The organism is Micromonospora sp. A200, from assembly GCF_029893845.1.
Classification (GTDB): domain Bacteria; phylum Actinomycetota; class Actinomycetes; order Mycobacteriales; family Micromonosporaceae; genus Micromonospora; species Micromonospora purpureochromogenes.
The window spans coordinates 1-25829 of the sequence record NZ_JARXXY010000057.1 but is presented as its reverse complement, the minus strand read 5'-3'; the positions used below and the strand labels follow the sequence as shown (position 1 = coordinate 25829).

Annotated in this window: 29 protein-coding genes and 2 pseudogenes; 16 read left to right on the top strand and 15 right to left on the bottom strand. The window is 73.1% G+C overall.

Annotated features, from left to right (window positions below):
• Positions 1-1176: sigma-70 family RNA polymerase sigma factor (locus M2302_RS31325; RefSeq protein WP_280841411.1), on the bottom strand; the 1176-nt coding region annotated here is incomplete at its 3' end.
• 69 nt (positions 1177-1245) lie between these two features.
• On the opposite strand from M2302_RS31325, the gene M2302_RS31320 reads away from it, so the two are divergent.
• From M2302_RS31320 to M2302_RS31305, 4 genes are all read left to right on the top strand, one after another.
• Entirely contained in the window at positions 1246-2079 is an 834-nt protein-coding gene (locus M2302_RS31320) for an alpha/beta hydrolase (protein ID WP_280841410.1), read from the top strand.
• A gap of 19 nt (positions 2080-2098) precedes the next feature.
• Positions 2099-2428 (top strand): hypothetical protein, encoded by a 330-nt coding sequence (locus tag M2302_RS31315; protein ID WP_280841409.1) that lies wholly within the window; start codon positions 2099-2101, stop codon positions 2426-2428.
• Between the two features lie 162 nt (positions 2429-2590).
• Entirely contained in the window at positions 2591-3082 is a 492-nt protein-coding gene (locus M2302_RS31310) for a nitroreductase/quinone reductase family protein (RefSeq protein ID WP_280841408.1), read from the top strand.
• A gap of 86 nt (positions 3083-3168) precedes the next feature.
• Positions 3169-3294 (top strand): hypothetical protein, encoded by a 126-nt coding sequence (locus M2302_RS31305; RefSeq protein WP_280841407.1) that lies wholly within the window; start codon positions 3169-3171, stop codon positions 3292-3294.
• A 7-nt stretch (positions 3295-3301) separates the two neighbouring features.
• On the opposite strand, the gene M2302_RS31300 is transcribed toward M2302_RS31305, so the two are convergent.
• The 6 genes and pseudogenes from M2302_RS31300 to M2302_RS31275 all read right to left on the bottom strand — a co-directional run bounded on the left by M2302_RS31300 (position 3302) and on the right by M2302_RS31275 (position 6325).
• Complete coding sequence (locus M2302_RS31300; protein WP_280841406.1) at positions 3302-4543, bottom strand: sigma-70 family RNA polymerase sigma factor; 1242 nt, start codon at positions 4541-4543, stop codon at positions 3302-3304.
• Positions 4543-4938: a YciI family protein gene (locus M2302_RS31295; RefSeq protein WP_280841412.1), complete on the bottom strand. Its 396-nt coding sequence runs from the start codon at positions 4936-4938 to the stop codon at positions 4543-4545. Before M2302_RS31295 ends, M2302_RS31300 begins: the two co-directional genes overlap by 1 nt.
• Positions 4939-5025: 87 nt before the next feature.
• Positions 5026-5220 (bottom strand): DUF397 domain-containing protein, encoded by a 195-nt coding sequence (locus M2302_RS31290; protein WP_280841405.1) that lies wholly within the window; start codon positions 5218-5220, stop codon positions 5026-5028.
• A pseudogene (locus M2302_RS31285) lies at positions 5208-5309 on the bottom strand (XRE family transcriptional regulator); the annotation flags it as partial. The pseudogene M2302_RS31285 and the gene M2302_RS31290, both read right to left, overlap by 13 nt.
• 33 nt (positions 5310-5342) lie before the next feature.
• Complete coding sequence (locus M2302_RS31280; protein ID WP_280841404.1) at positions 5343-5534, bottom strand: DUF397 domain-containing protein; 192 nt, start codon at positions 5532-5534, stop codon at positions 5343-5345.
• Positions 5525-6325: a helix-turn-helix transcriptional regulator gene (locus M2302_RS31275; RefSeq protein ID WP_280841403.1), complete on the bottom strand. Its 801-nt coding sequence runs from the start codon at positions 6323-6325 to the stop codon at positions 5525-5527. Before M2302_RS31275 ends, M2302_RS31280 begins: the two co-directional genes overlap by 10 nt.
• A gap of 397 nt (positions 6326-6722) precedes the next feature.
• On the opposite strand from M2302_RS31275, the gene M2302_RS31270 reads away from it, so the two are divergent.
• On the top strand, positions 6723-6941 hold the full coding sequence (locus M2302_RS31270) for a hypothetical protein (RefSeq protein ID WP_280841402.1): 219 nt from the start codon (positions 6723-6725) through the stop codon (positions 6939-6941).
• 26 nt (positions 6942-6967) lie between these two features.
• The gene (locus tag M2302_RS31265; RefSeq protein WP_210776269.1) at positions 6968-7186 is read left to right on the top strand and encodes a flavin reductase; all 219 of its coding nucleotides are present in this window, start codon (positions 6968-6970) and stop codon (positions 7184-7186) included.
• 8 nt (positions 7187-7194) lie between these two features.
• On the opposite strand, the gene M2302_RS31260 is transcribed toward M2302_RS31265, so the two are convergent.
• Positions 7195-7788 (bottom strand): methyltransferase domain-containing protein, encoded by a 594-nt coding sequence (locus M2302_RS31260; RefSeq protein ID WP_280841401.1) that lies wholly within the window; start codon positions 7786-7788, stop codon positions 7195-7197.
• A 250-nt stretch (positions 7789-8038) separates the two neighbouring features.
• Here M2302_RS31260 and M2302_RS31255 point away from each other — a divergent pair, with 250 nt between their 5' ends.
• From M2302_RS31255 to M2302_RS31235, 5 genes and pseudogenes are all read left to right on the top strand, one after another.
• A complete protein-coding gene (locus tag M2302_RS31255) occupies positions 8039-8245 on the top strand; it encodes a hypothetical protein (RefSeq protein ID WP_280841400.1) in 207 nt (68 codons plus the stop codon).
• 101 nt (positions 8246-8346) lie between these two features.
• Positions 8347-8553, top strand: a complete 207-nt coding sequence (locus M2302_RS31250) for a hypothetical protein (protein WP_280841399.1) — start codon at positions 8347-8349, stop codon at positions 8551-8553.
• Between the two features lie 19 nt (positions 8554-8572).
• Positions 8573-9088, top strand: coding sequence for a hypothetical protein (locus M2302_RS31245; protein WP_280841398.1), 516 nt, complete (start codon positions 8573-8575; stop codon positions 9086-9088).
• 103 nt (positions 9089-9191) lie between these two features.
• Positions 9192-9949 (top strand): annotated as a pseudogene (locus M2302_RS31240) (neutral zinc metallopeptidase).
• 124 nt (positions 9950-10073) lie between these two features.
• Positions 10074-10721: an HAD family phosphatase gene (locus M2302_RS31235; protein ID WP_280841397.1), complete on the top strand. Its 648-nt coding sequence runs from the start codon at positions 10074-10076 to the stop codon at positions 10719-10721.
• Between the two features lie 60 nt (positions 10722-10781).
• Here the strand turns inward: M2302_RS31235 and M2302_RS31230 are convergent, their stop codons facing one another.
• The 4 genes from M2302_RS31230 to M2302_RS31215 form a co-directional block, all read right to left on the bottom strand.
• The gene (locus M2302_RS31230) at positions 10782-13331 is read right to left on the bottom strand and encodes an FtsX-like permease family protein (protein ID WP_280841396.1); all 2550 of its coding nucleotides are present in this window, start codon (positions 13329-13331) and stop codon (positions 10782-10784) included.
• Positions 13331-14098: an ABC transporter ATP-binding protein gene (locus M2302_RS31225; protein WP_280841395.1), complete on the bottom strand. Its 768-nt coding sequence runs from the start codon at positions 14096-14098 to the stop codon at positions 13331-13333. The genes M2302_RS31230 and M2302_RS31225 overlap by 1 nt, the downstream gene beginning before the upstream one ends.
• Positions 14099-14592: 494 nt before the next feature.
• Positions 14593-16632: a glycogen debranching N-terminal domain-containing protein gene (locus tag M2302_RS31220; RefSeq protein WP_280841394.1), complete on the bottom strand. Its 2040-nt coding sequence runs from the start codon at positions 16630-16632 to the stop codon at positions 14593-14595.
• Positions 16629-17006, bottom strand: coding sequence for an SCP2 sterol-binding domain-containing protein (locus M2302_RS31215; protein WP_280841393.1), 378 nt, complete (start codon positions 17004-17006; stop codon positions 16629-16631). The genes M2302_RS31220 and M2302_RS31215 overlap by 4 nt, the downstream gene beginning before the upstream one ends.
• 208 nt (positions 17007-17214) lie before the next feature.
• Here M2302_RS31215 and M2302_RS31210 point away from each other — a divergent pair, with 208 nt between their 5' ends.
• Both M2302_RS31210 and M2302_RS31205 read left to right on the top strand, forming a co-directional pair.
• The gene (locus M2302_RS31210) at positions 17215-17592 is read left to right on the top strand and encodes an SCP2 sterol-binding domain-containing protein (protein ID WP_280841392.1); all 378 of its coding nucleotides are present in this window, start codon (positions 17215-17217) and stop codon (positions 17590-17592) included.
• Positions 17589-19682 (top strand): glycogen debranching N-terminal domain-containing protein, encoded by a 2094-nt coding sequence (locus M2302_RS31205; RefSeq protein ID WP_280841391.1) that lies wholly within the window; start codon positions 17589-17591, stop codon positions 19680-19682. The genes M2302_RS31210 and M2302_RS31205 overlap by 4 nt, the downstream gene beginning before the upstream one ends.
• 7 nt (positions 19683-19689) lie before the next feature.
• On the opposite strand, the gene M2302_RS31200 is transcribed toward M2302_RS31205, so the two are convergent.
• From M2302_RS31200 to M2302_RS31190, 3 genes are all read right to left on the bottom strand, one after another.
• Positions 19690-20376 (bottom strand): response regulator transcription factor, encoded by a 687-nt coding sequence (locus tag M2302_RS31200; RefSeq protein ID WP_280841390.1) that lies wholly within the window; start codon positions 20374-20376, stop codon positions 19690-19692.
• Between the two features lie 118 nt (positions 20377-20494).
• Positions 20495-21685 carry a sensor histidine kinase gene (locus M2302_RS31195; protein WP_280841389.1) on the bottom strand — a complete coding sequence of 397 codons (1191 nt, stop codon included), beginning with the start codon at positions 21683-21685 and terminating at the stop codon, positions 20495-20497.
• Between the two features lie 222 nt (positions 21686-21907).
• Entirely contained in the window at positions 21908-22822 is a 915-nt protein-coding gene (locus M2302_RS31190) for a PD-(D/E)XK nuclease family protein (RefSeq protein ID WP_280841388.1), read from the bottom strand.
• An 81-nt stretch (positions 22823-22903) separates the two neighbouring features.
• Here M2302_RS31190 and M2302_RS31185 point away from each other — a divergent pair, with 81 nt between their 5' ends.
• The 3 genes from M2302_RS31185 (at position 22904) to M2302_RS31175 (ending at position 25731) form a co-directional block, all read left to right on the top strand.
• The gene (locus M2302_RS31185) at positions 22904-24058 is read left to right on the top strand and encodes a site-2 protease family protein (protein WP_280841387.1); all 1155 of its coding nucleotides are present in this window, start codon (positions 22904-22906) and stop codon (positions 24056-24058) included.
• Positions 24055-25077, top strand: a complete 1023-nt coding sequence (locus M2302_RS31180) for a tRNA (adenine-N1)-methyltransferase (protein ID WP_280841386.1) — start codon at positions 24055-24057, stop codon at positions 25075-25077. Before M2302_RS31185 ends, M2302_RS31180 begins: the two co-directional genes overlap by 4 nt.
• An 81-nt stretch (positions 25078-25158) precedes the next feature.
• Positions 25159-25731, top strand: coding sequence for a hypothetical protein (locus M2302_RS31175; protein WP_280841385.1), 573 nt, complete (start codon positions 25159-25161; stop codon positions 25729-25731).
• Positions 25732-25829 lie beyond the last annotated feature (98 nt).

Below are 25829 nucleotides of genomic sequence, written 5' to 3'. Positions count from 1 at the left end.
CCTATATCTCCAAAAAACAATATTGGCGGGGCTGTTGCCCCGGCGCCGCGGGGGCGGGGGGGGGGGGGCCGGGGGGGGCTGTGGTGGGGGGGCCCGCGGGGGGGGGGGCGCCGGGCCGCTGCCGTCCTCGCCGACCGGTGGCAGCGAGTCCGGCAGCCCGAACCCGGTGAAGTGCTCGGCCCCCAGGAACGAGGTGATCTCGGCGATCCGCCCGTCCCGCAGCGTCAGCACGTTGATCGACCAGGCCAGGTACGGGCCGGCGTCCTGCGTGCGCAGGTACGAGGCCACCGCCGGCTGCCCGTTCGCGCCGGTCGTCCGGTGCCGCCAGCTCCCGCACCGGGTCATCGGCAGCTCGCGGGCGAAGTCGGTGACCGCCGCCAGCCCCCGGTACCACTGCGGCAGTGGCGGCATCGACCAGGTGACGTCCTCGGTCAGCAGGGCGACCAGCGCCTCGGTGTCGCCGTTCTCCAGGGCGGTCGCGTAGCCGGTGACGATCTCCCGAAGCCGGCTGTCGTCGACGCGGCGCAGGGTCCGCTGCTGGCTGACCGGCGGCACCCGGTCGGCCACCAGCCGCCGGGCGCGCGCCAGCGCCGAGTTCACCGAGGCGACCGAGGTGCGCATCATGGTGGCGATCTCGGCGGCGGAGAAACCCAGCACCTCGAAGAGCAGCAGCGCCGCCCGCTGGTTCCCCGGCAGGTGCTGCAGGGCTGCGACGAAGGCCAGCTCGACGGCCTCGCGCTGCTCGTAGCGTACGTCGGGGGCGGCCGGACCGTCGGCGAGCCCGGCGTCGGGGTAGGGCCCCAGCCACGCGACGTGGCCCGCCGGGGCGCTGTCCAGCACCGCCCGTTCGCTGGCCGGGCCGAGGTCCACCGGAAGCGCCCGGCGGGCGCGCCCGGCCACCGCGTCCAGGCAGGTGCGGGTGGCCACCGTGTACAGCCACGAGCGCAGCGAGCTGCGCCCCTCGAAGCGCGGCAGCCCGCGCCACGCCCGCAGGAGTGCCTCCTGGAGGGCGTCGTCGGCGTCGTGGGCGGAGCCGAGCATCCGGTAACAGTGCGCGTGCAGCTCCCGGCGCAGCGGCGCCACCAGGTCGGCGAACGCGGTTTGGTCGCCCTCGCGCGCCCGGTCCAGCCCGGCGTCGCGGGCGCCGTCGGCGGCGCGCGGAGAAACAGCCCTCACGAGCGACGATTCTGCCGTACGACGGAAGTCTCCACTCCGAACGCGCACGCCCCGACCCGGGAGGACCCGATGAGCAGCACATCCACCGCACCTGTCACCACCGCGACCCTGGAGGTCCCCGACGGGCGACTGCACTACGAGGTACGCGGACGGGGGCCGCTGGTGGCGCTGGTCGCCGCCCCGATGGACGCCGGGGCGTTCGCGCCGCTGGCCGACCTGCTGGCCGCCGACCACACGGTGCTCACGACCGACCCGCGTGGCATCAACCGCAGTCTGTTGCACGACCCGCACCAGGACTCGACCCCGCAGTTGCGCGCCGACGACGTCGCCCGGCTGATCGCCCACCTCGACGCCGGGCCGGCCGCGGTGCTCGGCTCCAGCGGCGGCGCGGTGACCGTCCTCGCCCTCGCCCAGGCCCACCCGGAGCGGGCGCACACCGTCATCGCGCACGAGCCGCCGCTGCTCGGCCTGCTCGACGACCGCGAGGACCGCTTCGCCCGGGAGGACGCCATGATCGCCACGTACCTGGCCGGGGACCGGCTGGGCGCGGGGCGGCAGTTCCTCGCCAACGCGAACATCGAGCTGCCCGAGCCGGTGGTCCACGGCATGTTCGGCGGCGAACCCGAGCCGCAGGCCGCCGCCGACGAGCACTTCCAGTACGTCCACATGATCCGCGGGACCACCCGGTTCCAGCCGGACGTCACCGCACTGCGGGAGGGCCCGACCCGGGTCGTCGTGGGCCTGGGCGAGGAGTCGACCGGCCAGGTCTGCGACCTCACCTCCCGGGCGCTGGCCGAGGCGCTCGGCACCGCGCCGACGATGTTCCCCGGCGGCCACATCGGCTTCGTGGAGGACCCGAAGCGGTTCGCCGACCGCCTGCGGGAGGTCCTCGCCGAGGGCTGACGGCGGCTACGGTCGGCCGGTGGAACGCATCGAGGTCGACCTGCACGAGCGTGGCAACGCCGCTGTGCTGCGCCTGCCCCCGCGCCGCTTCCCGGGTGTGCTGATCCAGGGTGACAGCCTGTCGGTGCTGCGCGAGGACATCGAGCTGGTCCGGGCGGCGTTGCGCGCCGGCGACCTGGTGGCGGCCGGGGAGTGGGCCGACCACCTCGGGGCCGAGCTGGACGGGCTGCTCGGCCACTACGTCGCCGTGCTCGACCGGGACGGGATCGCCCTGCCGTTCGCGCGGCCCTCGCCGTCGCCCGGCCTGACCGCGACCGCCGCACCGGACCGGGCTGGCGACGGCGGGTGACGGCCGCCAGGGTGGACGACTACACCGGACCCATACAGCGGCGCCGCTGATCGGCCGACCAGCTCGCGGGCGTGCCGCCTTCGGAGCACCGGCCGGGGCCAACGCCCTGCCCGGACGGGCCGGCGGCGCGCAGACTCGACGGTGGGACCGCAGGAGGTGGACGTGCGTCGCGTGGTGGAGCTGCTGTACGAGGCCCAGCGCCGGCTGTACCCGGGTGACCGCCCCAGCCGGCTGGCCCGGGTGATGAACCGGGTGGACGCCGCCCAGTTCGCCACCGGGGTGCTCGCCCCGCGCCGCGCGGTCACCCTGGAGGTCTGCGGGCGGCGTACCGGCCGGAGGATCGCGGTGCCGGTGGTGGTGGCCGATCTCGACGGTGACCGCTACCTGGTGTCCATGCTCGGCGAGCACGCCAACTGGGTACGCAACGTACGGGCGGCCGGCGGGCGGGCGGTGCTGCGCCACGGCGGGCGGGAGCAGGTGCTGCTGCGGGAGGTCGAGGTGGCCCGGCGCGCCCCGGTCCTGCGCCGCTACCTCCATTTGGCCCCCGGCGCCCGGCCGCACCTGCCGGTCGACCGGCGCGCCCCGCTGGCGGAGTTCGAGGCGGTCGCCGACCGGTACCCGGTGTTCCGGGTGGAACCCGCGCCGCGACCCTGACCGGCCTCCATCAGGTCGACATCGTGCGTCGGATCGCAACCTTGCGTTGACGGCGCCGCCGGACTCGGCTTCGCTGTGCCCGTGTCGTGCTGACCCGACGGATCCGGGAGCGGACCGAGCTGGTCGCCGTCGAGCCGGGCGCCGGGAGTCGCCGGGTGCTGACCACGCTGCCCGACGCCACCAGGGTGCTGGTGCCCGGCCGGCAGTGGTGAGGCCGGCTCAGTCGGCGTCGACCAGGCGGGCGGCGCGGGCGTACAGGTAGCGCTGCTGCGGCAGGTTCATCGACCGCCGCGCCGCCTCCTCGTACGCCGCCCGCGCCGCGCCGAGGTCGCCCGTGCGTTCCAGCAGGTGCGCGCGGGCGGCGGGCAGCCGGGGGTCGGCGGCGAGCCGTGGGTCGGCCGCCAGCCCGGCGAGCAGGTCGAGCCCGGCGGGGGCGCCCCGGGCCATGGCCACCGCGACCGCGTGGTTCAGCGCCACCACCGGGTTGTCGGACAGGCCGGTGAGCACCGTGTAGAACGCCTCGATCTGCGGCCAGTCGGTCTCCTCGGCGCTCGGGGCCTCGTCGTGCAGCGCCGCGATCGCCGCCTGCACCTGGTACGGCCCGACCTCGCCGCGCGGCAGCACCGCGCTGACCAGCGCGACGCCCTCGGCGATCTGGTCGGCGCGCCAGCGGCTGCGGTCCTGCTCGGCCATCGGGACCAGCTCGCCGTTCGGCCCGACCCGGGCCGGCCCCCGCGCGTCGGTGAGCAGCATCAACGCCAGCAGCCCGGTCACCTCGGCGTCGTCGGGGAGCAGCCGGTGCAGCATCCGGGTGAGCCGGATCGCCTCGGTGGACAGGTCCACCCGGCGCAGCAGCGGCCCGGCCGTGCTGGCGTACCCCTCGTTGAAGATCAGATAGAGCACGTGCCGGACGGCGGCCAGGCGGGCCTCCCGGTCCGGGCCGCTGGGCAGGCCGAACGGCACGCCGCTGTCCCGGATGCGCTGCTTGGCGCGGGTGATCCGGCGGGTCATCGTGCCCTCCGGGACCAGGAACGCCCGGGCCACCTCGGCGGTGCTCAGGCCGCCGACGGCCCGCAGGGTCAGCGCGATCTGCGCGGCCGGGGGCAGCTCCGGGTGGCAGCAGAGGAAGAGCAGCACCAGGCTGTCGTCCTCCGGGGACCGGCGGTCCGCCGGGGGAGCGAGCCACTGCCCGGGCGGCAACCGCCGGGCGACGTCGTCCTCGCGCCGCCGCCGGGCCTGCTCGCTGCGGAGCAGGTCGGTCAGGCGACGCGCCGCGACGGTGATCAGCCAGGCACGCGGATCATCGGGTACGCCGTCGACGGGCCACCGGGTCGCGGCCGCCAGCAACGCTTCCTGGGTGGCGTCCTCGGCGGTGTCGAAGTGCCCGTAGCGGCGCACCACCGCGCCGAGGACCTGCGGCGTCAGGCGGCGCAGCAGGTCCTCGACGGCGTCGGCGCTCATCAGCCGTTCAGGTCCTCGATGCCCTCGGCGACCGGCCGCACGTCCACGTACTCGCCCTCGGCGTCCGGGTTCACGAACCGCGCGGCGATCTGCGTGGCCCGGTCGAAGCTGTCGCACTCCACGATCGTGAAGCCGGCCAGCACCTCCTGCGTCTCCGGGTAAGGGCCGTCGGTCACCACGGGCGCACCCTCGCGCAGCCGGACCCGCCGGGCGTGCACCGGGGCGGTGAGCCCCCGGCCGTCGACCAGCTCGCCCGACTCCGCGATCTCCTTGTGCACCGCCTCCATGTGGGCGTGCATCGCCGCGACCTGCTCCGGCGACATCGGCGGCGGGTTGTCGCCGGGGCGACCCGCCATCGCGTCGTAGTCCCGCTGCGAGCCGTACAGCATGATCATGTACTTCACGGTGTCACTCCTCTCGGCCGGCCCCGGGCGGGCCGTCACCGGGAACGTCGGAGCCGCCGGACCGAGCCGGACAACGGGTCAGGGCCGGGCGGCGACCCGAGTGACGAACGCCTGCCAGGCGGCGCGGCTGAAGGCCAGGGTGCCGCCCGCGCGGTCCTTCGTGTCGCGGACGAGGATGACGCCGGGCAGGTTGTCGGCTACCTCCACGCAGGCACCGCCGTTGGAACTGCTGCGGGTGCTGGTACGCCACCGCGCGCCGGTCAGGTCATCCATGCTCGTGCTCTCAGGAGATCGATGGTCTGGTCGCGCGGAAGCGCTACCGACCTGACGGTATCCCAGACCGCCCACAGGGGAGCGAAGTCGGAGCCGCCGGGCCGACACGGACAGCGGGACGGTCAGCGCCGCGTGGCGATGTGGGCGACGAACGCGTGCCAGGCGGTGGGAGTGAAGGCGAGGGCCGGTCCGGTCGAGTCCTTGGAGTCGCGGACGGCGACCACGTTGGGGAGGTTGTCAGCAACCTCGACACAGTTGCCGCCGCTGGTACCGCTACGGGTCGACTTCCGCCACCGTGCACCGGTTAGGTCCATTGATTCGCTGCTTCCTTGATCAGGTCCAGCGACTGTCGCCGTGACAGTGCCTCGTTGCGGACGCTCTCCCACCGCTGGAAGAGCGTATCCAGGTCCGACGGCCGGTCTACGACATCGCCGCCGAGTTGGCTTTCCAGGTGGCCGACCCAGCTTCCGTCGTCCAGGTGTGCCAACGACAGCGGGCCGGACAGTCCCGCGTGGAGGCCGACCTCCGGTGGAATCACGTGAATGCTGACGTGGGGACGCTCGGCGCAGGCTACAAGCTTCAACATCTGCTCACCCATCAGTTTCTCGCACCCGTCCCCGACGCGTCGGACAGCCGCCTCGTCGACGACCACGACGAGTTGAGGCGGCGCCTCCCGGCCCAGGATCGACTGCCGCTCGATGCGCGCGGCCACCCGGCGTTCGACCTCGTCGTCGCTGAGGCGTGGATCCAGCCGCAGTACGGCGCGGGCGTACGCCTCGGTCTGCAGAAGACCCGGGATCAGGTTCGGCTCGAAGTACCGGAGCTGCGTCGCCCCGCGCTCGGCGTCGAGCCACGGCAGGAACCACGACGGCGCACCGAGCTTGGACACCATGCGCTCGAACAAGCCACCGCTGGCCAGCGCGCGATCGGCTCCCTTGATGAAGTCCATCGTCAGGGCGCGAGTGCCGCCTTCGACGGCGCTGACATGTGACGCACTGAAACCCGCAGCTCGGCCGAATGCCTCCTGTGTCAAGCCGGCGGCCCCACGAGCCCGGCGGATCTCGCCCACGATGAAGGCGGCGAGCGGACTGGGAACATCTGCCATTCAGGGTGCCCCAAACTGGTGATCAACTAATCATGCCGCCACAGGTTCGACGCTCGTTCCGCCAGCTCAGCCCGGACCGGCGAGACGCCTTCCGAGCGTAGTGCCCTCCACAGCAGAGTGTCACCAGCGTTACCGCTGGCGCAGTCCGAGCCGTCAGCGGAACTTGCTCGGGGCCGCCTCCGCCATGAAGCGGGGCCGTCCCTCCCGATATCCCGAGGAGGCCCGCTGTGCTGTTCCGCTCCCGACGCCGCAAGGCCGAGACCCCGATCCCGACTCCGTGCCTGATGCCGCGAGCCAGGCGGGCGACGCCGTCGAGCGCCTTGGTCCCGATCACGGACCAGACCCGGGCCGGCAACCAGACCCCGGCAAGCCGCTGGCGGGCGAACGGAGGCCGCTGGTGACCGTCGGCGACCTGATCACCGTTCACGAGGCCTTCTACCGCTTCGGCACCGGCCCGCTGCTCATGCGGATCACGGCCGTGCTCAACCGGCGGATGGTCGAGGGTTCGCTGTGGGTGGAGCTGAGCGGCCAGGGCGTACGCCTTGACGGTTCGATCGACTCACGGCAGCGCTTTGCGCTCGTCCGTCTGGACCGGACAGTGGTGGTGGGCAGGTGAGCTGCGCGTCTCGACCGCACCTGCCGATGCGTCCCCTGTGGCGGTGTCGGGCCTGCGGCGCAGAGTGGCCCTGCCAGCCGGCGCGGTTGGCGCTGCTGGTCGAGTACCGCGAGGACCGCGTCGCGCTGCTGGTCTACCTGAGCACCCTGATGGCCGAGGCCGGCGCGCAGCTCTCCCAGCTCAACGGGCACGCGGTTCCGGAGAACCTCACCGAGCGCTTCCTATCCTGGGCCCGGGCCCGTTAGTCGGCACGTCAGCTCACCCCACCGGAGGCGAGTAGCGCGGCGGTGGGCAGGGCGAGCAGCCCGTCGGCATCCCGGTAGCGGGCGGACAGTTCCAGGTAGCGGCGCCGCAGCGCCTCCCGGGTCGCCGGCCGCTGCCGCTGCAGCAGCAGCCCCGGCATGCCGAGGCCGCTGGCCGGTCCGGTCCACCACTCGTCCGGGTCGGCCCGGTGCGTCCAGGTCAGCGTCCGGCATCGCACGTCGGCCAGCCCCGCCCGGACGAGCAGGTCGGTCAGCCCCTCCTCGGTGCGCGGGAAGTCCCGCTCCGCCGCCACCCTCGGCAGCTCACCGCCGTCCACCTCGGCGAACACCTCACCCCAGAGCCGTTGCAGCGGCGGGTGGGGCGAAGGCCAGACGGTGACGGCGATCCGGCCGCCGGGGCGTACCGTGCGGCGCAGCCCGGCCACCGCGGCGGCCGGATCGCCGACGTGGTTGAGCACGAAGTTGGCCACGGCGGCGTCCACCGCGCCGGTGATCAGCGGCAGGTGCGGCAGCGCGGCGCGGACCAGCCGGGCGTCGGGCACGGACCGGCGGGCGGCGGCCAGCATCGACGGCTCGGCGTCCACCGCGACCACCGTCCGCCGCGCCCGGCCGCCAGCGCCGCGACCGTGCCGGTTCCGGCGCCCACGTCGAGCACTCGCATGCCGGCCCCGGCGCCCGCCGCGTCCAGCAGCGCCTCTGCCGGGTACGCGCAGAGCCGGGCGAAAGTGCGCTCGTACGCCGCCGCCCGTCCCGCCCAGCGTGCCCGTTCGTGATCGTCGAAACTGGTCCCCGTCATCGGTGCGCAGCCTAGCGACCCGGGTCTACCGTGGATGCATGACGACGGCATGGGTGCTGCTCGGGGCGTTCGGCGCGGTCGTGGCGTCAGCGGTCGCCTGGGTCGCCTGGCGCGACCGGCAGCGGACGGCCTCGGCGGAGGACCCGGGCGCCCGGCAGGCGGCGGTGGTGGAGCAGCAGCGCCACGAGCAGAGCCGGCACGTCACGCAGGGCGACTGGATCCGTGGCGGCGGCCTGGGCTCATGATGATCGCGGCGGCGCGTCCGCTCAGCGTTCCCGCTCGTGATCGTCGAAATTGGTCCCCGTCATCGGTGCGCAGCCTCGCGATCCAGGTCTACCGTGGATCCATGACGACGACCTGGGTGATACTCGGGGTGTTCGGTGCGGTCGTGGCGGCGGCAGTCGGGTGGGTCGCCTGGCGGGACCGGCAGCGGACGGCCTCGGCGGAGGACCCGGGCGCCCGGCAGGCGGCGGTGATGCGGCAGCAGCGCTACGAACAAGGCCGGCACTCCTCGCAGAGCGACATTACCGGTCGGGCCGAGCGCCAGTCCTGATGATCGTTATCCTCCGCCCGTGACGACATGGACCCGTCGGGTGCCGTGGCTGCTGGCCGCCGTCCCGATCCTGGTGCAGCTGGCCGCCTGCGGGGGTGTCGCCTGGCTGGTGGGCGGGGAGGTCGCCGCCGATCGGGCCTGTCCGGACCAGTTGGCGGCGGACAAGGCCGAGCTTCGCACCGACGGCGGGTTCCCCGCCGAGCAGGTGCCCGGTCTGGGCGACTTCCTCGACGTGCACTGGCAGGTCGACACCGAGGCGAACCCGTGCTCCCGGGTCCCGGGGCCGACGGACTGGATGTACCAGGGAGTGGTGCTACTGCGCCCGGCCGACGCGCGGGCGCTGGCCGCCGCGTACACCTGGGAGCCGGCGACCGCGGAGCCGGCGGTGTGGCCCGGGTTGTCCCCGTACGTGCCGGCGGGCGTGCGGTGGCGGCACAGCACGCTCTACGACGAGAGCGCCGCGGATACCCGGCCCCTCGAACTCCACCTGGACCCGGACCGGGCGGTGGCGTTGTTCCACCTCTGGGACAGCTGAGCCCCGGCCGTCCGCCCATGGTCCCGGCGGTCGCCGCCCGGCATGATCAATCCACGGTCGGGGTACACCGACCGCATCGGCCGCGACGCCTGGGAGGGCAACTGTGACGGCACGCTCGGGATCGCAGTCGCGCGGCTCGCTCGCCGCGGCCGTGGTGGCGCTGGTGGTGGCGGCCGGTTGCGCCGTCGGCGGGGTGGGGGAGAGCGGCCCGCAGGAGCCGCGCGAACCGGCGCCGGGCCAGTCGGGGCAGGCCGCCTCGCCGGGCCCGCAGACCACCCGGGCCGACGGCACCACCAGCGTCGAGGAGTTCAAGACCGACATCGGCGACGCGGTGAACATCGCCGAGGACTACTGGGGCGCCCAGTTCAAGGCCTCCGGCGAGCAGTTCCGCCCGATCCGCCGGATCGTCCCCTACCAGCGCGAGGGGAGGTCGCCTGCGGCGGCCAGGCGCTGCCGCGCAACAACGCCGTCTACTGCTCCCAGGGCGACTTCATCGCCTACGACGTCAACTGGTCGGTGGCCGCGTTCCGCCAGGTCGGCGACGCGTTCGTGTTCTATCTGCTCGGCCACGAGTACGCCCACGGCATCCAGGCACGCCTCGGCATCCGCTCCAACTTCACCATCCAGCAGGAGTTGCAGGCCGACTGCATGGCCGGGGCGTACCTGGGTGACTCGGTCCGCTCGGGCGTGCTGAAGCTGGACACGGGCGACCTCGACGAGTTCCGCGAGGGGCTGCTCGCCGTCGGCGACGACCCCGACCAGCCGTGGTTCGCGGAGGGCTCGCACGGCACCGCAGAGCAGCGCACCGACTCGTTCTTCCGCGGTTACGAGAACTCCCTGGACGCCTGCGACCTCGGCTGAGCGGGATCGCGCAGGTCACCTTTGGCGGGGAGGGCGGTGGGCCGCCCGGGTCGGGCTGAGAGGATCGCCCCGACACCACCCCGGCCGGAGGAGGCCCCCGCTGAGCAGCCCACACCCCGCCGCCGTGCTCTTCGACATGGACGGCACCCTGGTCGACAGCGAGAAGCTGTGGGACGTCGCGCTGCGCGAACTGGCGGCCGAGTACGGCGGCATGCTCTCCGACGCCGCGCGGCACGCGGTGATCGGCACGAGCATGGCCGAGTCGATGCGGATCGTGCACGACGACCTCGGCCAGCCGGAGCGGGACCCGCAGGTCAGCATCGACTGGATCAACGCCCGGATCCTGGAGCTGTTCCGGACCGGGCTGCGCTGGCGGCCCGGCGCGCTGACCCTGCTGCGCGCGGTACGCGCCGCCGGCATCCCCACCGCGCTGGTGACCTCCAGCGGGCGGCCGCTGGTCGAGGTGGCCTTGGACACCCTCGGGCGGGACAGCTTCGACGCGGTGGTCTGCGGTGACGAGGTGGACCTGGCCAAGCCGCACCCGGAGCCGTACCTGACGGCGGCGCGGCTGCTGGCCGTGCCGATCGGCCGGTGCGTGGCGATCGAGGACTCGCCGACCGGGGTGGCCAGCGCGCTCGCCGCCGGTGCGGCGGTGCTGGCGGTGCCCGCGGAGGTGCCGATCGCGCCGATCGACGGCGTACACCAGGTGGAGAGCCTGACCGCGGCGGACCTGGAGCTGCTGGCCGCGCTGCTCGGCGAGCCACCGGCCTGAACCGCGCGCGAAGGGGGCCCCGCCGACCGGCGGGGCCCCCTTCGTCGTCCCTGCTGAGGATCAGTCGTGGGCGATGGCGCCCAGCACGTTGATCCGCGCGGCGCGCACCGCGGGCAGCACCGCGGCGACCACCCCGATGATCGCGGCCAGGCCGAGGAAGATCCCCATCTGGCCCCAGGGCAGGACCAGGTCGGTGATGCCCTCGTCCTTGAGCGCCTCGACCACCGCCGCGCCGAGGCCGGTGCCGACCACCACGCCGAGCAGCGCGCCGAAGACCGAGATCACCACCGCCTCGACGGTGATCATCCGCATGGTCTGCGCCCGGCGCAGCCCGATCGCCCGCAGCAGGCCCAGCTCGCGGGTCCGCTCCAGCACCGACAGGGCCAGGGTGTTGATGATGCCCAGCACCGCGATCACGATGGCCAGCGCCAGCAGGATCTGGATCATCCGCAGCGGGGTGTCCAGCTGGCTGGTCTGCTGCTTGATGAAGGCGGCCCGGTCGGCCACCGACACCTCGGGGCTGTCGGCGAGCAGCGTCTCGACCTGCGGCTGCACGTCGGCGACCCGGGTGCCGGGGGCGAGCTGCAGGAAGCCCTGGATCGGCTGCGGGATGGCGAAGTCCCGCGCCGCCTGCGGCGGCAGCACCACCGGGTTGGTCAGCTGCGAGCTCTCGTAGATGCCGCTGACCGTGTACGTGCGGGCCTCGCCCCGGGACAGCTGGACGTTGACCTTCGAGCCGACCGATACGTTGCGGGACTTCGCGGTGTCCGAGCTGAACAGCATCTGATCCGGTGCCAGCCGGCTGATGTCACCGGCGGTGGCCTTCGCCCCGAAGATCCGCTCCAGCGACGCGACATTGCTCGACGCCGCCACCCAGGTGCGCTCGCCGTTGACCACGGCCATGTCGCCGTACTCGCCGTCGACCATCTGGACGCCCGGGATGGCGGCGGCCTTCTCCAGCACCGCCGGGTCGAAGCTCGGCGGGCGGGGACCGCCCTGCACCCCGGCGATCACCAGCTCGGCCTTGATCTGGTCCTCGGCCAGCGCGCTGATGCTGCCCTTGGCCGAGTCGAGGATCACCGTCACACCGGTGACCAGCGCGATGCCGACCATCAGCGCCGCCGCGGTGATCGCAGTGCGGCGCGGGTTACGACCCGAGTTGAGCCGGCCCAGCTTGCCCGGCACCGACCAGGCGAACAGCGCCCCGAGCAGGGACACCACCGGCCGGCTGATCAGCGGCGTCAGCAGCGCCACCCCGATGAAGGCGAACAGCACGCCGCCGAGGATGGTGGCCAGGGTGTTGTCCCCGGCGTTGCCGCTGAGCCCCAGGAAGAGCAGCGTGCCCCCGATCCCGGTGACGATCGCGCCGGCCACCGTCACCTTGGTCAGCGGGCGGTCCGGGGTGGCCACGTCCTGCATCGCCGCGATCGGCGGGATCCGCGACGCCCGCAGCGCCGGCAGCAGCGCCGCCACCACGGTGATCACCAGACCCACCGAGAACGCGCCGATCACCGCGGCCGCCGGCACGCCGATGCCGGCCAGCGCCAGCCCGCCCGCCAGCTTGCCGAACAGGTACGCCAGCAGCGCGCCGACGCCGATGCCGGCGCCCAGGCCGAGTACGGAGGCGATCAGGCCCACCGCAATGGCCTCCAGCACCACCGAGCCGATGATCTGCCGACCGCTGGCCCCGATGGCCCGCATCAGGGCCAACTCCCGGGTGCGCTGCGCCACGATGATCGAGAAGGTGTTGAGGATGAGGAAGGTGCCGACCAGCAGCGCCACCGCGGCGAAGCCGAGCAGGATCTTGTTGAAGAAGGAGAGCCCCTCCTTCAGCCCCGCCGAGGCGTCGGCGGAGAGCTGCTCGCCGGTCTTGACCTCGTAGTCGCCGCCGACCGCGGCGGCGATGTCGTCGCGCAGCGCGGCCTCGCCGACGCCGTCGGCGGCCTTCACGCTGATGTTGGTGAACACGTCCGGCTCGCCGAGCATCAGCCGCTGCGCCACCGGGGTGGTGAAGGCGATCTCGTTGGCCCCGCCGAGGGAGTCCCGGTCACCGCTGTAACCGAAGACGCCCACCACGGTGAACTCCTTCTTCGGTTCCAGGGTCAGCACGCCGACCCGGTCGCCGACCTTCACCTTCGCGGCCTGCGCCAGCGCCCCGTTGACCACGATCTCGTCGTCGGCGCGCGGCTCGCGGCCCTCGCGCAGCTTGACCAGGTCGCTCTCGCCCACCCAGTTCTCGCCGAGCTGCGGCGGACCGAACGAGGTGACCACCTTGCCGTTGCTGCCGATCAGGCGGGCGCCGTCCGCGGCGACGATCCCGGTGGCCTCGGCCACCCCGCCGACCGTGCGGACCTTCTCCAGCGTCGCGGCCGGCATCGCCGCGGGCACCTGCTCACCCTCGGTCTCGCTGAGGGCGATCTTCGGCTTGGCGGAGACGTTGACGTCGACACCCTCGTACGCGTCGGCGAAGACGGCGTCGAACGAGCGGCCGAGCGTGTCGGTCAGCACGAACGCGCCGGAGACGAACATGACGCCCAGCACCACGGCCAGGCCGGAGAGGATGAGGCGCACCTTGCGCGCCAGCAGGCTCTTCCACGTCGCGCGGAACATCAGCGCGCCACCTCGGCCGGCGTGTCGAGCTTCTTCATGGTGTCCAGCACGGTGTCGGCGGTCGGCTCGATCAGCTCCGAGACGATCTGCCCGTCGGCCAGGAAGATCACCCGGTCGGCGTACGCGGCGGCGGTCGGGTCGTGGGTCACCATCACGATGGTCTGGCCGTGCTGGCGTACCGAGTTGCGCAGGAAGTTGAGCACCTCCGCGCCGGAGCGGGAGTCGAGGTTGCCGGTCGGCTCGTCGGCGAAGATCACCTCGGGTCGGGCGACCAGCGCCCGGGCGCACGCCACCCGCTGCTGCTGACCACCGGAGAGCTGCGCCGGGCGGTGCCCCAGCCGGTCCCGCAGGCCCACCGTGTCGATCACCGTGTCGTACCAGGCCTGCTCGGGCTTGCGGCCGGCGATGGAGAGCGGCAGCAGGATGTTCTCCTGGGCGGTCAGCGTCGGCAGCAGGTTGAACTGCTGGAAGATGAAACCGACCTTGTCCCGCCGCAGCTTCGTCAGGCCGGCGTCGCCGAGCCCGGTCACCGTCGTGTCGCCGATGTGCACCGTGCCCTTGGTGACCGAGTCCAGCCCCGCCAGGCAGTGCATCAGCGTGGACTTGCCCGAACCGGACGGGCCCATGATCGCCGTGAACCGGCCACGCTCGAACTCGGCGCTCACCCCCCGCAGCGCGGCGACCTGCGCCTCGCCGCTGCCGTACACCTTCCACACGTCGCTGGCCCTGGCCGCGGCCTGCGCCTGCCGGCCTACCGTCGCCGTCACGTCATATACCTCTTCCGTCTGCCTGCGGTGATCCCCGCCGCCCCCGCTGGTCGGTGGGGCTGGTTCCATCCTCGGTGCCGCGCGCCCCGATTCCGTCCGACTCCCGGCGGAGCGGATGCGGATTTCGCACTGCGGGTCGGCCCCGACCCGGGATCAGGGTTGCCCCTGAGCCGACGACCGGTCGAGCGCGTTTCCGCCCGCCGGGACGGCGCCGGAACCGACGCTAGAACCTGACGCCACGTCATGGTCAACCACGCCGCGCCGTCTTTCGTCACGGTAGGTGACCACGGCAACCGCGCCGTCGCCCCACCGGCGGCTCCTCGGGTACGCCCCGTGACGTAGCCGCCGGCCACCCGCCCGGGTGTGGCCGGCCGTCGCGAGCGAAGCCGACGTCGGCGGCGGTGTTCGTGGTGGGGCGGGACGGCCGCGGAGCGGGCATGCCGGCTCGTCGTGCGGTCCGACCGGTCGCACGTCCGGGTGTCACCGCGCAGCGGTCAGCGCCGCTCCGGGTGGGCGCGTCCCAGGGCGCCGGCCCGGCCCCACCGTCCGGGAATGCCGAGCAGCTCGATGCGGCCCAGGCCCGGGGGTACGGCCGGCCTGGTCACCAGATGGTCCCCACGGGGTTCCATGCCGAGCATGGTCCGCAGCAACAACAGCGGGGCGCCCGTGGACCACGCCTGTGGACTGCACGCCGTGGGGTACAGCACGGGGTACCGGGTCAGCGTCCGGTCGTATCCGCCGAAGGCCTCCGGCAGCCGGCCGTGGAAGAACTCGGCGGCGTCGATGATCCCCTCGGCGATGCGCCCCGCCTCGTCGGTGAACCCGTAGCGGCGCAGGCCCCAGGCGATGAACGCGTTGTCGAAGGGCCAGACCGTGCCGACGTGGTAGCCGATCGGGTTGTAGCGGCCCTCTCCTTCGGCGAGGGTGCGGACGCCCCAGCCGGAGAAGAGCCGGGGTCCGAGGAGGTGTTCGGCGATCTTCGCGGCGCGGGATTCCTCGACGATGCCGCTCCAGAGCAGGTGGCCGATGTTGGAGGAGAGGGCGTCGACCTGGCGGCCGTCGCCGTCGAGGGCGAGGGCGTAGTACTCGCCGTCGGTGACCCAGAAGTCACGGTTGAAGCGTTGCTTGAGCTCGGCCGCTTCGCGTTCCAGCCGGTCGGCGTAGTCGGGGTCGTTCCAGAACTGTCGGGCCAGCCGGGCGCCGCGGATCTTGGCGTCGTAGGCGTAGCCCTGCAACTCGCAGGTCGCCCGGGGCAGCGCGGCCATGGTGCCGTCCCGAAAACAGATCGAATCCCAGGAGTCCTTCCAACACTGGTTCTCCAACCCGTTGCGCTCGTTGCGGCGCCGGTACCAGACGTAGCCGTCGCCCATGAGGTCGCCGTACTCGTCGATCCAGTGCAGCGCGGCCCGCGCGGACCGCTCGAGACGCCGCACGGTGGCGGCGTCTCCGGTCCACCGCTCGTACTCGTCGAGCAGGATCACGTAGAGCGGGGTGGAGTCGGCGCTGCCGTAGTACGGCGAGTGGGGCTGCTCCTCGAAGCCGATCGTCTCGCCGTACCGGAGTTCGTGCAGCATCTTCCCCGGCTCCTCCTCGCGGAAGTCGTCGAGGATGACGCCCTGCAACAGCGCCAGCAGGCGCAGCGTCGTGGCCGCGAGGTCGGGTGCGAACGGCAGCGCCTGCAGGCTGGTGAAGATGCTGTCCCGGCCGAAGATGGCCATGAACCACGGCAGGCCGGCGGCGGGCAGGGTGTGTCCGCCGCCGGTCAGCGGCATGAAGCGCAGCGCGGCGAGATCGGACAGGCTGCGCCGGTAGGTCATCGTCAACGTGGGGGAGTCGCAGGTCAGGCGGGGGGCCTCCGCGAGCCAACGGTCCAGGTCCTGCCGCATCTGCCGGCGATCCCGGCCGGGCAAGCCCTGCAGAGTCTCCCGAAGATCACGTCCGTCCACGCCCAGGGTCCGCACATGGATGTCGGTGACCCACTCGTCGTGCGGTTCGAGGCGGACGTCGTACGTCAACCCCCGCTCGTCGATCTGCGCCGGCTCGGTGGAGGAGACCAACGTCTCCCGGTGGAACGTCTCCCGCCGATAGCCGAGCCGCAGGCACCCGTCCTCGATCCGGGCGTAGTGCGCGCCCTTCTTGTTGCGGACGTCCTTGATCTCGAAAAGGTCGGCGAAGTCGCTCTCGATGTCGATCCGGATCCGCAGGTCGACCGGCCCGGGTTCGTGGTTGATCACGGTCAGCCGCTCGTTGAAGCTCTCGCCGATCGAGCGCTCGCGAATGGCCGACACGCTGATGTCCACCAGCGGAGTCAGGACGGTCGGGACGACGAAGAATCGGCTCTCGAAGTAGTCGACCTCCTCAACGTTGAGCGCGTTGACCCGTTCGCCGTTGATGGAGAGGATCCATTTCGACAGGAACCGGGTGTCGAACGAGAAGAAGCCGGTCGGGATGGCCGGCGACGCGTCGATGTCGCCGGTCTCCTCACTGACCACGAACGTGTTGCCGTCCAGCAGTCGAACGAGTCCGTCGCTCATGCCGGTCCGCTCTTTCGGCGGGCGAACTCCCGTGGATGGTGCGCGCCGGGTGGCCCCGGCATCACCCGCTGGAGGAAGCGGGCAAGCCGCAGGTCACCTTCGGCCCTGAGTTCGTTACGCACCCACGCCGCGTAGATGTGCGACCTGCCAGTGACGATCCGGTCGAAGGTCGTTCTGCTGCCCCTGAGCACGCAGTCGGCGGCGCTCTCCTCCCGCGAGACGCGGACATCGCCGCGTCTGATCACCAGCAACCAGTGGTCGACCTCCTGGTCCTGTCCGAGGTCGAACCGGATGCTGCCGACGGCGTCCGCGAGGAGGGGTTCGTGGCCCCGCCGGCCGAGCGCCTCGAAGAAGTCCGCGGTGGGATTCGACATGAGCCTCCTCCGGTAGGTCCCCGAGCCCGGACGAGCAGCCACGCTCACGATGGCCGGTGCCGGCCAGCCGTCGCATCACCCGCACCGGGTGAAATGTCACTGCCCTCCGTGAGCGGCCGGCGATCTCATCCGATCCGGGTGAGGTCAGGGCACCGCAACCCGAGCGATGCTGCCCTGGTCGCGATTTCTCTGCGGGGGTGGTGGTGCCATGTCGGAGACGACCCGGCGATTCTTCGACGCCCTCGAACGACACGGCCACGAACGCGTGCTGAAGAAGACGAATGGCACCATCCGGTTCGACCTGGAACACGACCAGGAGGTCGACCACTGGTTCGTGGAGATCCGCGGGGGTGCCGTCCGCGTGTCACAACGGGATGGCGACGCCGACGCCGTCATCCGTGCCGACAGTGCCTTCTTCGACTGCATGGTCCGTGGCGAGGCCAAACCGCTCCCGGCGTGGCTGCGGAACGAGATAACGAGCGAGGGAAAGTTTCGGTTCATCGTCCTGCTGGAGCGGCTCTTCGCACCTCCGCCCGGGGCGCGACATCCACGGGACGTCGTCCGTGGCCCTGAGGGGCGCGCATGAAGACGGACCTGATCAGGATCCTTGACGGCAACATCTTCGTGTTGAGCGACGGCAGTGGCGACCTGGAGGCGAAGCCCACCGCGCCGTCCGGGTTCTACTCGTTCGACACCCGGTTCCTGTCCCTATGGCGGCTGACCCTCAACGGTGAACGGCTGAGCCCGCTCGCCCGAGACGACCCGTCCTACTTCGAGGTGCGTTTCTTCCTGGTGCCCGGCGCACCCACCCACTATGTCGACGCGAAGGTGTCGGTGATCCGGGAGCGGTCGGTGGCCGGCAGCTTCGAGGAGCAGTTGACGGTGCTCAACCACTCCGGCGAACCGGCCGAGATCACCGTCCGCGTGGAGGCGGACTCCGACTTCGTGCCGCTGATCGTGGCGGCCCAGGGGCGTACGCCGAAGGGGCGGCTGTACCGGCGCGTCGAGAACGGCCGGCTGCACCTCGGCTACCAGCGGGACGCGTTCCGCCGGGAGACGGTCATCTCCTCCACCGAGCCGGCGCAGGTCGACGAACGAGGGCTGACGTACCGGGTCCGGATCGCACCGCACGGCCAGTGGACCACGACGCTGCACGTCCGAGGCCTGGTGCTGCGCCCGGACGGTGCGGACGTGCGGGAGCATGTCCATCCCGGCCGCCGCCGGCGGGACAGGTCCCGGCTCGAGCGGGAACTCCAACAGTGGCTCGGCGCGGCTCCGCAGCTGATCTGCGACTGGGAGCCACTGGAGCGGACGTACCGGCGGACCATGGTCGATCTCGCCGCGTTGGGGTACTCGCCGCTGACGCTGCCGGCCGAGGCGCTGCCCGCGGCGGGTCTGCCGTGGAGCGCGACCATCGCCGGCCGGGAAGCCATCTTCGCCAGCCTGCAGGCGCTGCCGTTCGCACCGCGCCTCGCCCGTGCCGCCCTGCACATGCTCAGCATCGACCAGGGTGCGGTGCTCGACGACTTCCGGGACGAGGAGCCCGGCAAGATCCTGAGGGAGTTCCGCTACGGCGAACTGGTGGCGTTCGAGGAACGCCCGCAGTCGCCGTACTACGGGGCCGCCGACCTCACCCCGCTCTACGTGGTCCTGCTCGACGAGTACGAGCGCTGGACCGGAGACGCCGATACGGTGCGGGAGTTCGAGGACGAGGCGCGGGCGGCCCTGCACTGGATCGACGAGTACGGCGACATCATGGGCGACGGCTACGTCTGGTACCAGCGCCGCAACGAACGAACCGGGCTGGAGAACCAGTGCTGGAAGGAATCCCCCAACGCGATCTCCTTCCGGGACGGCACCCTGCCCGCGCTACCCCGGGCGACCTGTGAGCTGCAGGGCTACGCCTACGACGCCAAGATCCGCGGCGCCCGGCTGGCCCGACAGTTCTGGAACGACCCCGACTACGCCGACCGGCTGGAACGCGAGGCGGCCGAGCTCAAGCAACGCTTCAACCGTGACTTCTGGGTCGACGACGGCGAGTACTACGCCCTCGCCCTCGACGGCGACGGCCGCCAGGTCGACGCCCTCTCCTCCAACATCGGCCACCTGCTCTGGAGCGGCATCGTCGAGGAATCCCGCGCGGCCAGAATCGCCGAACACCTGCTCGGCCCTCGCCTCTTCTCCGGCTGGGGCGTGCGCACCCTCGCCGAGGGGGAGGGCCGCTACAACCCGCTCGGGTACCACGTCGGCGCCGTCTGGCCCTCCGACAACTCCTTTATCGCCTGGGGCCTGCGCCGCTACGGCTTCGCCCAGGAAGCGGGCCGCATCGCCGAGGGGATCATCGCCGCGTCGCACCACTTCGACGGCAGGCCGCCGGAGGCCTTCGGCGGCTTCTACCGCGAGTTGACCCGGGGCCCCGTCCCGTACCCGACGGCCAACAGTCCGCAGGCCGAAGCGACCGGAGCACCCCTGCTGCTGGTACGCACTCTGCTCGGCCTCGAGCCGTACGGGGACGATCTGGTGGTCGAGCCGGCGCTGCCCGAGCGGTTCGGCCGCATCGAACTGCTCGACATCCCGGGGCGGTGGGGCCGGGTCGACGCCATCGGCAGCGTGGATCGGCGCGGCGAGGAGACGGACCGGCAGACCAGCCTGGCCACGTCGCCGCGCGAAGCCTGACGAGCGATCACCGTTGCGGGCGGACCAGGCCCGTCTCGTACGCCAGCACCACCGCCTGCACCCGGTCGCGCAGCCCCAGCTTGGTCAGCACGTGCCCGACGTGGGTCTTGATCGTGGTCTCGCTGACCGACAGCGCCGCGGCGATCTCGGCGTTGGACAGCCCGCGGGCCACCTGCACCAGCACCTCGCGCTCCCGTTCGGTCAGCGAGTTGAGCGCCTTCGGCGGGGTGGCCGCCGGGTCGGGCAGCACGTCGGCGAAGCGGTCCAGCAGCCGCTTGAGGATGCGTGGCGCGACCACCGCCTCCCCGGCGGCGACCGTGCGGATCGCGGTCACCAGGTCCTCCGCCGGTACGTCCTTGGCCAGGAAGCCGCTGGCCCCGGCGCGCAGCGCCCCCACCACGTACTCGTCCAGGTCGAACGTGGTGAGGATGAGCACCCGCACCGGCAGCCGGGCGTCGACGATGGCCCGGGTGGCCGCCACCCCGTCCATCCGGGGCATCCGGATGTCCATCAGCACCACGTCCGGCAGCAGCCGGCGGGACAGCTCCACCGCCTCCTGGCCGTCCCCGGCCTCGGCCACGATGTCCAGGTCATCCTCGGTGCCCAGCACCATCCGGAAGCCGGTACGCAGCAGCGGCTGGTCGTCGGCGAGCAGGATCCGCACCGGCCGTGCCGCCGCTGTACCGTCGCTCATGAGATCTCCCTGTCCTGCTGGTGGTGCGGTCGGTCGCCGGTGCGGTGGTGGCCCGGCCGCCCGCGCCGGTGCCGCACCGGCGCGGCCCGGCCGGCGGCGCCCGCCCGGTGCTCCCGGGTCACGCCGCGGCCCCGACCGGCTCCACCGGAATCCGCGCCGACACCCGGAAGCCGCCGCCCGGTCGGGGACCGGTCCGCAGGGTCCCACCGTAGAGGCCGACCCGCTCCCGCATGCCGACCAGGCCGTGCCCGATCCGGTCGGGTCCCGGTCCCGGCCCGCGCCCGGTGTCGGTGACCTCCACCGTCAGGAAGCCGTCGGCGACGGTGAGCCGCACCTGCGCGGTGGCCTCCCCGGCGTGCTTGAGGGCGTTGGTCAACGCCTCCTGCACGATCCGGTAGACGGTCAGTGACACGCCTTCCTCCACCGGTCCGGGCGTGCCCTCGACGTGCAGGGTCACCGGCAGGCCCGCCTCCCGTACCTGCTCGACCAGCGCCTCGATCCCGGCCAGGCCGGGCTGTGGGGTCAGGTCCGCCGCCGGCTCCGCGTCCGTGCGCAGCACATCCAGCAGGCGGCGCATCTCCCGCAGGGTGACCCGGCTGGTGTCCTCGATGGTGGCGATGGCCTCGTCGGCGGCGTCCGGGTCGCGGCGCAGCACCCGACGCGCCCCGGTGGCCAGCACCCCCATCACGCTCACGTGGTGGGCGACCACGTCGTGCAACTCCCGGGCGATCCGGCGCCGCTCGTCGGCGACCGCCTGCTCGGCCAGGGAACGCTGGTTCTCCTCGGCCACCCGGGCCCGCTCCCGCAGCGCCCGCACCGACGTGCGCCGCGCCTGCACCGCCCGTCCCACCGCGTACGACAGCAGGGCGATGAGCAGGTTGTTGAGCAGCAGGTAGCCGGGGCTCACCGCCAGCGCCCCCTCCGGCGGGGCGACCAGGTTGGCCACCCCCACCGGCACCCAGAGCAGCACCGCGGCCAGCGCCGCCTGCCGCGCCGGCCGGTGCGCGGCCATCGTGTACGTCAGGACCATGAACGCCAGGCCCTGCGTGCCGGGGGCGTGCCTGAGCAGCACCGGCAGCATCAGGGTGGCCACGGCCAGACCCACCGCCGTCCACGGGGCGACCCGGCGCAACGCCACCGGGGCGGCCGTGAGCAGGCTCCACGCCAGCGCGCCCGGCATCCGCCCGGGCCAGAACTCCGGCGGGGTGAGCAGCAGGAAGGCGATCTCCAGCAGCACCAGGGCGGCGGCGAAGAGCGCGTCACCGGCGAGCGGTCGGCGCTGCCACCATCGCGCGGGTCCGTCGGTCATACCGCGACGCTAACCGCCGCCCGGCGCGCCAGGTCGTCGCCGACGGTGAACCGGCCCTCCTCCTCAGGGAGGAGACGACCTCCGCCCGGTCGTGGTGCGGCGGTCGTCGGCGGCCGGTCACTCGCTGCATCGAGGCCGGCCAACCGGGGTGCTGAGCAGGCGGTCACTGGTCGGCGCCGCCGGGCGGCCGGGCCGGGCGGCAGGCGGCGCGGGGACGGCCGATCACTCGTCGGCGCCGGGGGCGGCCGGGCCGGAGCGGGCGTCGCGCAGCGGGTCGGCGGCCGCCGACCGGTCCGGGAACGGCGGCGGGGTGCCCCCGAAGGTCGGGCAGTGCGCCTGGTGGCTGCACCAGTCGCAGAGCCGGCTCGGCCGGGGCCGGAAATCCTGCCGCTCGGTGGCCTGCTCGATGGCCTGCCAGAGCGCCACCACCGTGCGCTCGAAGCGCAGCAGCTCCTCGGCGTCGGGGGAGTAGTCGCAGACCTCCGCGTCCTTGAGGTAGAGCAGGCGAAGCACCCGCGGCACCACCCCCCGGGTGCGCCACAGCACCAGCGCGTAGAACTTCAGCTGGAACAGCGCGCGCGCCTCGAACGCCTCCCGGGGCGCGCCGCCGGTCTTGTAGTCGACCACCCGCAGTGCGCCGTCGGGAGCGACGTCGAGGCGGTCGAGGTAGCCCCGGATGAGCAGCTGCTCGTCGACCACCGCCGAGATCAGGCTCTCCCGCTCGGCCGGCTCCAGCCGGCGCGGGTCCTCCACCGCGAAGTAGCCCTCCAGCAGCCCCGCCGCCGAGCGCAGGAACTCGGCGGTGCCCGCCTCGTCGCCCGGGTCGAACAGGCCGGCCAGCTCGGGCTGCTCGGTGACCAGCCGGTCCCACTGCGGGGCCACCAGAGCACCGGCGGCGTCCGGCGTGCGCCCGCCGGCCGGCAGGTCGAACAGCCGTTCCAGCACTGCGTGCACCAGGGTGCCCCGGGCCTGCTCCACGGTCGGGCGCTCGGGCAGCCGGTCGATGCTGCGGAAGCGGTAGAGCAGCGGGCAGGTCTTGAAATCCGCCGCCCGCGACGGCGACAACGACGCCCGGATGGTGGCCGGCAGCGCCGCCGCCGGAGTGGCCTGCTCGTCGATCACCGGTTCCGCCGTCATGCCCCGAAGGTTAGGGCACCGGTGTGACAGGGCCGTGATCGGCGCACCGGAGCATGATCCGCACGGCGTAGCATCGGGGCGGTGAAACCCCGCAGCCGAGCGCCACGCCGGTCCGGCCGACGCACCGGCCTGACCGTGGGCCGGGTCTTCGGGGTGCCGCTGCACGTCAACGTGTCGATGCTGCTGCTGACCCTGCTGATCACCGTGACGTACGCCGAGTTCGCCCGCGACCGGCTCGACCTCGGCCCGCTGGGCGGTTACCTGATCGGCCTCGGCTTCGTCGTCTCACTGCTCGGCTCGGTGCTGCTGCACGAACTCGGCCACGCGCTGACCGCCCGCCGGTACGGCATCGGTGTGCGCGGGATCACCCTGGAACTGCTCGGCGGGTACACCGAGATGGAGTCCGACGCCCCCACCCCCCGGGTCGACCTGCTGGTCTCCCTGGCCGGGCCGGCGGTCTCCGCCGTGCTCGGCGCGATCGCCGTCGGCGTCACCATGGCCCTGCCCCCGCACACCCTGGCCCACCAGCTCGCGCTGCAGGTGGCGCTGAGCAACGTGATCGTCGCGCTGTTCAACATCCTGCCCGGGCTGCCGCTGGACGGCGGCCGGGCGCTGCGCGCCGCCGTCTGGGCGCTCACCCGGGACCGGCACCGGGCCACCGAGATCGCCGGCTGGGTGGGGCGCGCCGTCGCGGTCGGCACGGCGGTGCTGGTGGTGCTGCTGACCGTCCAGCGGCTGCTGGTGCCGCTGGCCCTGCCGCTGATGCTGCTGGTTGCCGTCACCCTCTGGCGCGGCGCCGGCCAGTCGATCCGGTACGCCCGGATCAGCCGCCGGGTGCCACTGATCGACCTGGCCCGGCTGGCCCGGCCGGTCTTCGGCGTGCCCACCGGCACCCCGCTGGCCGAGGCGCAGCGCCGGCACGCCGCGCAGGCGCCGGCCGGGGCGGCGGTCACCGTGGTCGACGGCGCCGGCCGGCCGGTCGCCCTGGTGGACCCGGCCGCGGCGGACGCCGTACCCCCGGAACGCCGGCCCTGGGTGGCGGTGGACGCGGTGGCCCGGCCGCTGGACCGGCTGCCCGCGCTGCCGGCCGGGGTGGCCGGCGACCGGGTGATGGAGACGGTGCGGCGCCACCCGGCCGCACAGTACGTGGTGACGGCAGGCGAAGATGTGGTCGGCGTTCTGCACATCGGGGATCTCGCCCAGGTCCTCGAACCCACACGGAAGATGAACAGGTGACCGCAGCACATCCCCCCGCCCTCCCGGCCGAGAACGGCATACCGGCGCCCGTCGCCGTCCCGGACCTGCCCCCGGTGCACCGGGGGCCGTTCCGCCCCGGCGACCGGGTGCAGCTGACCGACCCGAAGGGGCGGATGCACACGGTCGTCCTGGAGCCCGGCAAGGCGTTCCACACCCACCGCGGCATCCTGGAGCACGACGCGCTGATCGGGCAGCCCGACGGCAGCGTGGTGACCACCTCCGGCGGGGGCACCGCGTTCCTCGCGCTGCGCCCGCTGCTGTCGGACTACGTGCTGTCGATGCCGCGCGGCGCGCAGGTGATCTACCCGAAGGACTCGGCGCAGATCGTCGCGATGGGCGACATCTTCCCCGGCGCGAAGGTGCTGGAGGCGGGCGCCGGCTCCGGGGCGCTGACCTGTTCGCTGCTGCGCGCCGTCGGCACCGGCGGCGAGCTGCACTCGTACGAGCTGCGCGACGACTTCGCCCAGATCGCCCGGCGCAACGTCGAGTCCTTCTTCGGCGCCCCGCACCCGGCGTGGAAGCTGCACGTCGGCGACGTCGCCGACTGCCCGGAGACCGGTTTCGACCGGATCATCCTGGACATGCTCACCCCGTGGGAGACCCTCGACATGGTCGAGCGGGCGCTGCTGCCCGGCGGCGTGTTCATCGGCTACGTCGCCACCACCCCGCAGCTGTCCGAGCTGGTGGAGGCGCTGCGCGAGCGCGGCGGCTGGACCGAGCCGCGGGCCTGGGAGTCGCTGGTGCGCGACTGGCACGCCGAGGGGCTGGCGGTCCGCCCGGACCACCGGATGATCGCGCACACCGCGTTCCTGGTCTCCGCGCGTAAGCTCGCCCCGGGCGTCACCGCCCCGCCGCGGCGTCGCAAGCCCAGCAAGGGCGCCGAGGCGTACGCCGAGCGCAAGCAGGCGCTGCGCGAGGCGGCCGCGGCCCGACAGGCGGCGGCCGCCCAGGCCGCCGGGGTGGAACCCGCCGCGACGGACGAGGCGGACGCGAGTTGACGGCGGAGCGGGGCGGCTGGGAGTGAGCGGGCGGATTCCGCCGGCCGGTGCGGGTCGGCGGCGCGACCTGGGGGAGATGGCATGAGTCGGCCGGGCTTCGGCGGTGGGGATCTGCCGGCGGTGTTCCCGGACTGGTCGCCCTACCAGGACCTCGAATCGGCGGCGCGGGCCTACCTTCGGGACCCGGACATCGCCCTGGAGGCGCTCGGTGGGGTGCTGCGCGGTGCGTCCGTGCTCGGCTTCACCCTGGAACGCTTCGTCAACGAGGTCAACGGGGTGTGGCAGGAGGTCGTCGTCTGCGACGGCAGCCGCCTGGTGCTCTGGCACGGCGAGGACGTGCCGCCGGGGGAGGGTCCGCCCGGGTCGATGACCTCGTCGCTGCGGGTGGTGCCGGTCTCCACCGTCACCGAGGTCGGCTGCCGGCGGCGGCTGACCCGCGCCGACAGCGGCGACGTCCGGGTCGACAGCATCGACGTCTACCTCCTGCTGACCTCGCTGGACGAGGCGCCGCCCGGCGACGAGATCGCCGGCGCGCCCCGGCACGACGCGCTGCGCTTCGGCAAGACGCTCGACGACGGCGGCGCCGGCCAGATCGCCCGGCTGGAGGAGTTCGCCCGGCTGGTCGCCTCCGTGGTGGGTCGCCCGGTGCTCTGAGGGCCCGACCGACGCACGCGGGGCCGCGGGGGGCCGCGGGGGGTGAGCCGGCCCACACCCCGTGGTAAGCCCCCGGCCGTGGCATCCCAACCGAACTC

Coding starts and splice junctions, on each gene's coding strand:
- M2302_RS31275 (WP_280841403.1), bottom strand. CDS start 6,325: ATGGCAGATGTTCCCAGTCCGCTCGCCGCCTTCATCGTGGGCGAGATC.
- M2302_RS31200 (WP_280841390.1), bottom strand. CDS start 20,376: ATGAGCGACGGTACAGCGGCGGCACGGCCGGTGCGGATCCTGCTCGCC.
- M2302_RS31190 (WP_280841388.1), bottom strand. CDS start 22,822: ATGACGGCGGAACCGGTGATCGACGAGCAGGCCACTCCGGCGGCGGCG.
- M2302_RS31265 (WP_210776269.1), top strand. CDS start 6,968: ATGCGTCCCCTGTGGCGGTGTCGGGCCTGCGGCGCAGAGTGGCCCTGC.
- M2302_RS31290 (WP_280841405.1), bottom strand. CDS start 5,220: ATGGATGACCTGACCGGCGCGCGGTGGCGTACCAGCACCCGCAGCAGT.
- M2302_RS31320 (WP_280841410.1), top strand. CDS start 1,246: ATGAGCAGCACATCCACCGCACCTGTCACCACCGCGACCCTGGAGGTC.
- M2302_RS31220 (WP_280841394.1), bottom strand. CDS start 16,632: ATGAGCGACGGACTCGTTCGACTGCTGGACGGCAACACGTTCGTGGTC.
- M2302_RS31210 (WP_280841392.1), top strand. CDS start 17,215: ATGTCGGAGACGACCCGGCGATTCTTCGACGCCCTCGAACGACACGGC.
- M2302_RS31295 (WP_280841412.1), bottom strand. CDS start 4,938: ATGATCATGCTGTACGGCTCGCAGCGGGACTACGACGCGATGGCGGGT.
- M2302_RS31280 (WP_280841404.1), bottom strand. CDS start 5,534: ATGGACCTAACCGGTGCACGGTGGCGGAAGTCGACCCGTAGCGGTACC.
- M2302_RS31215 (WP_280841393.1), bottom strand. CDS start 17,006: ATGTCGAATCCCACCGCGGACTTCTTCGAGGCGCTCGGCCGGCGGGGC.
- M2302_RS31250 (WP_280841399.1), top strand. CDS start 8,347: ATGACGACGACCTGGGTGATACTCGGGGTGTTCGGTGCGGTCGTGGCG.
- M2302_RS31255 (WP_280841400.1), top strand. CDS start 8,039: ATGACGACGGCATGGGTGCTGCTCGGGGCGTTCGGCGCGGTCGTGGCG.
- M2302_RS31175 (WP_280841385.1), top strand. CDS start 25,159: ATGAGTCGGCCGGGCTTCGGCGGTGGGGATCTGCCGGCGGTGTTCCCG.
- M2302_RS31195 (WP_280841389.1), bottom strand. CDS start 21,685: ATGACCGACGGACCCGCGCGATGGTGGCAGCGCCGACCGCTCGCCGGT.
- M2302_RS31230 (WP_280841396.1), bottom strand. CDS start 13,331: ATGTTCCGCGCGACGTGGAAGAGCCTGCTGGCGCGCAAGGTGCGCCTC.
- M2302_RS31205 (WP_280841391.1), top strand. CDS start 17,589: ATGAAGACGGACCTGATCAGGATCCTTGACGGCAACATCTTCGTGTTG.
- M2302_RS31300 (WP_280841406.1), bottom strand. CDS start 4,543: ATGAGCGCCGACGCCGTCGAGGACCTGCTGCGCCGCCTGACGCCGCAG.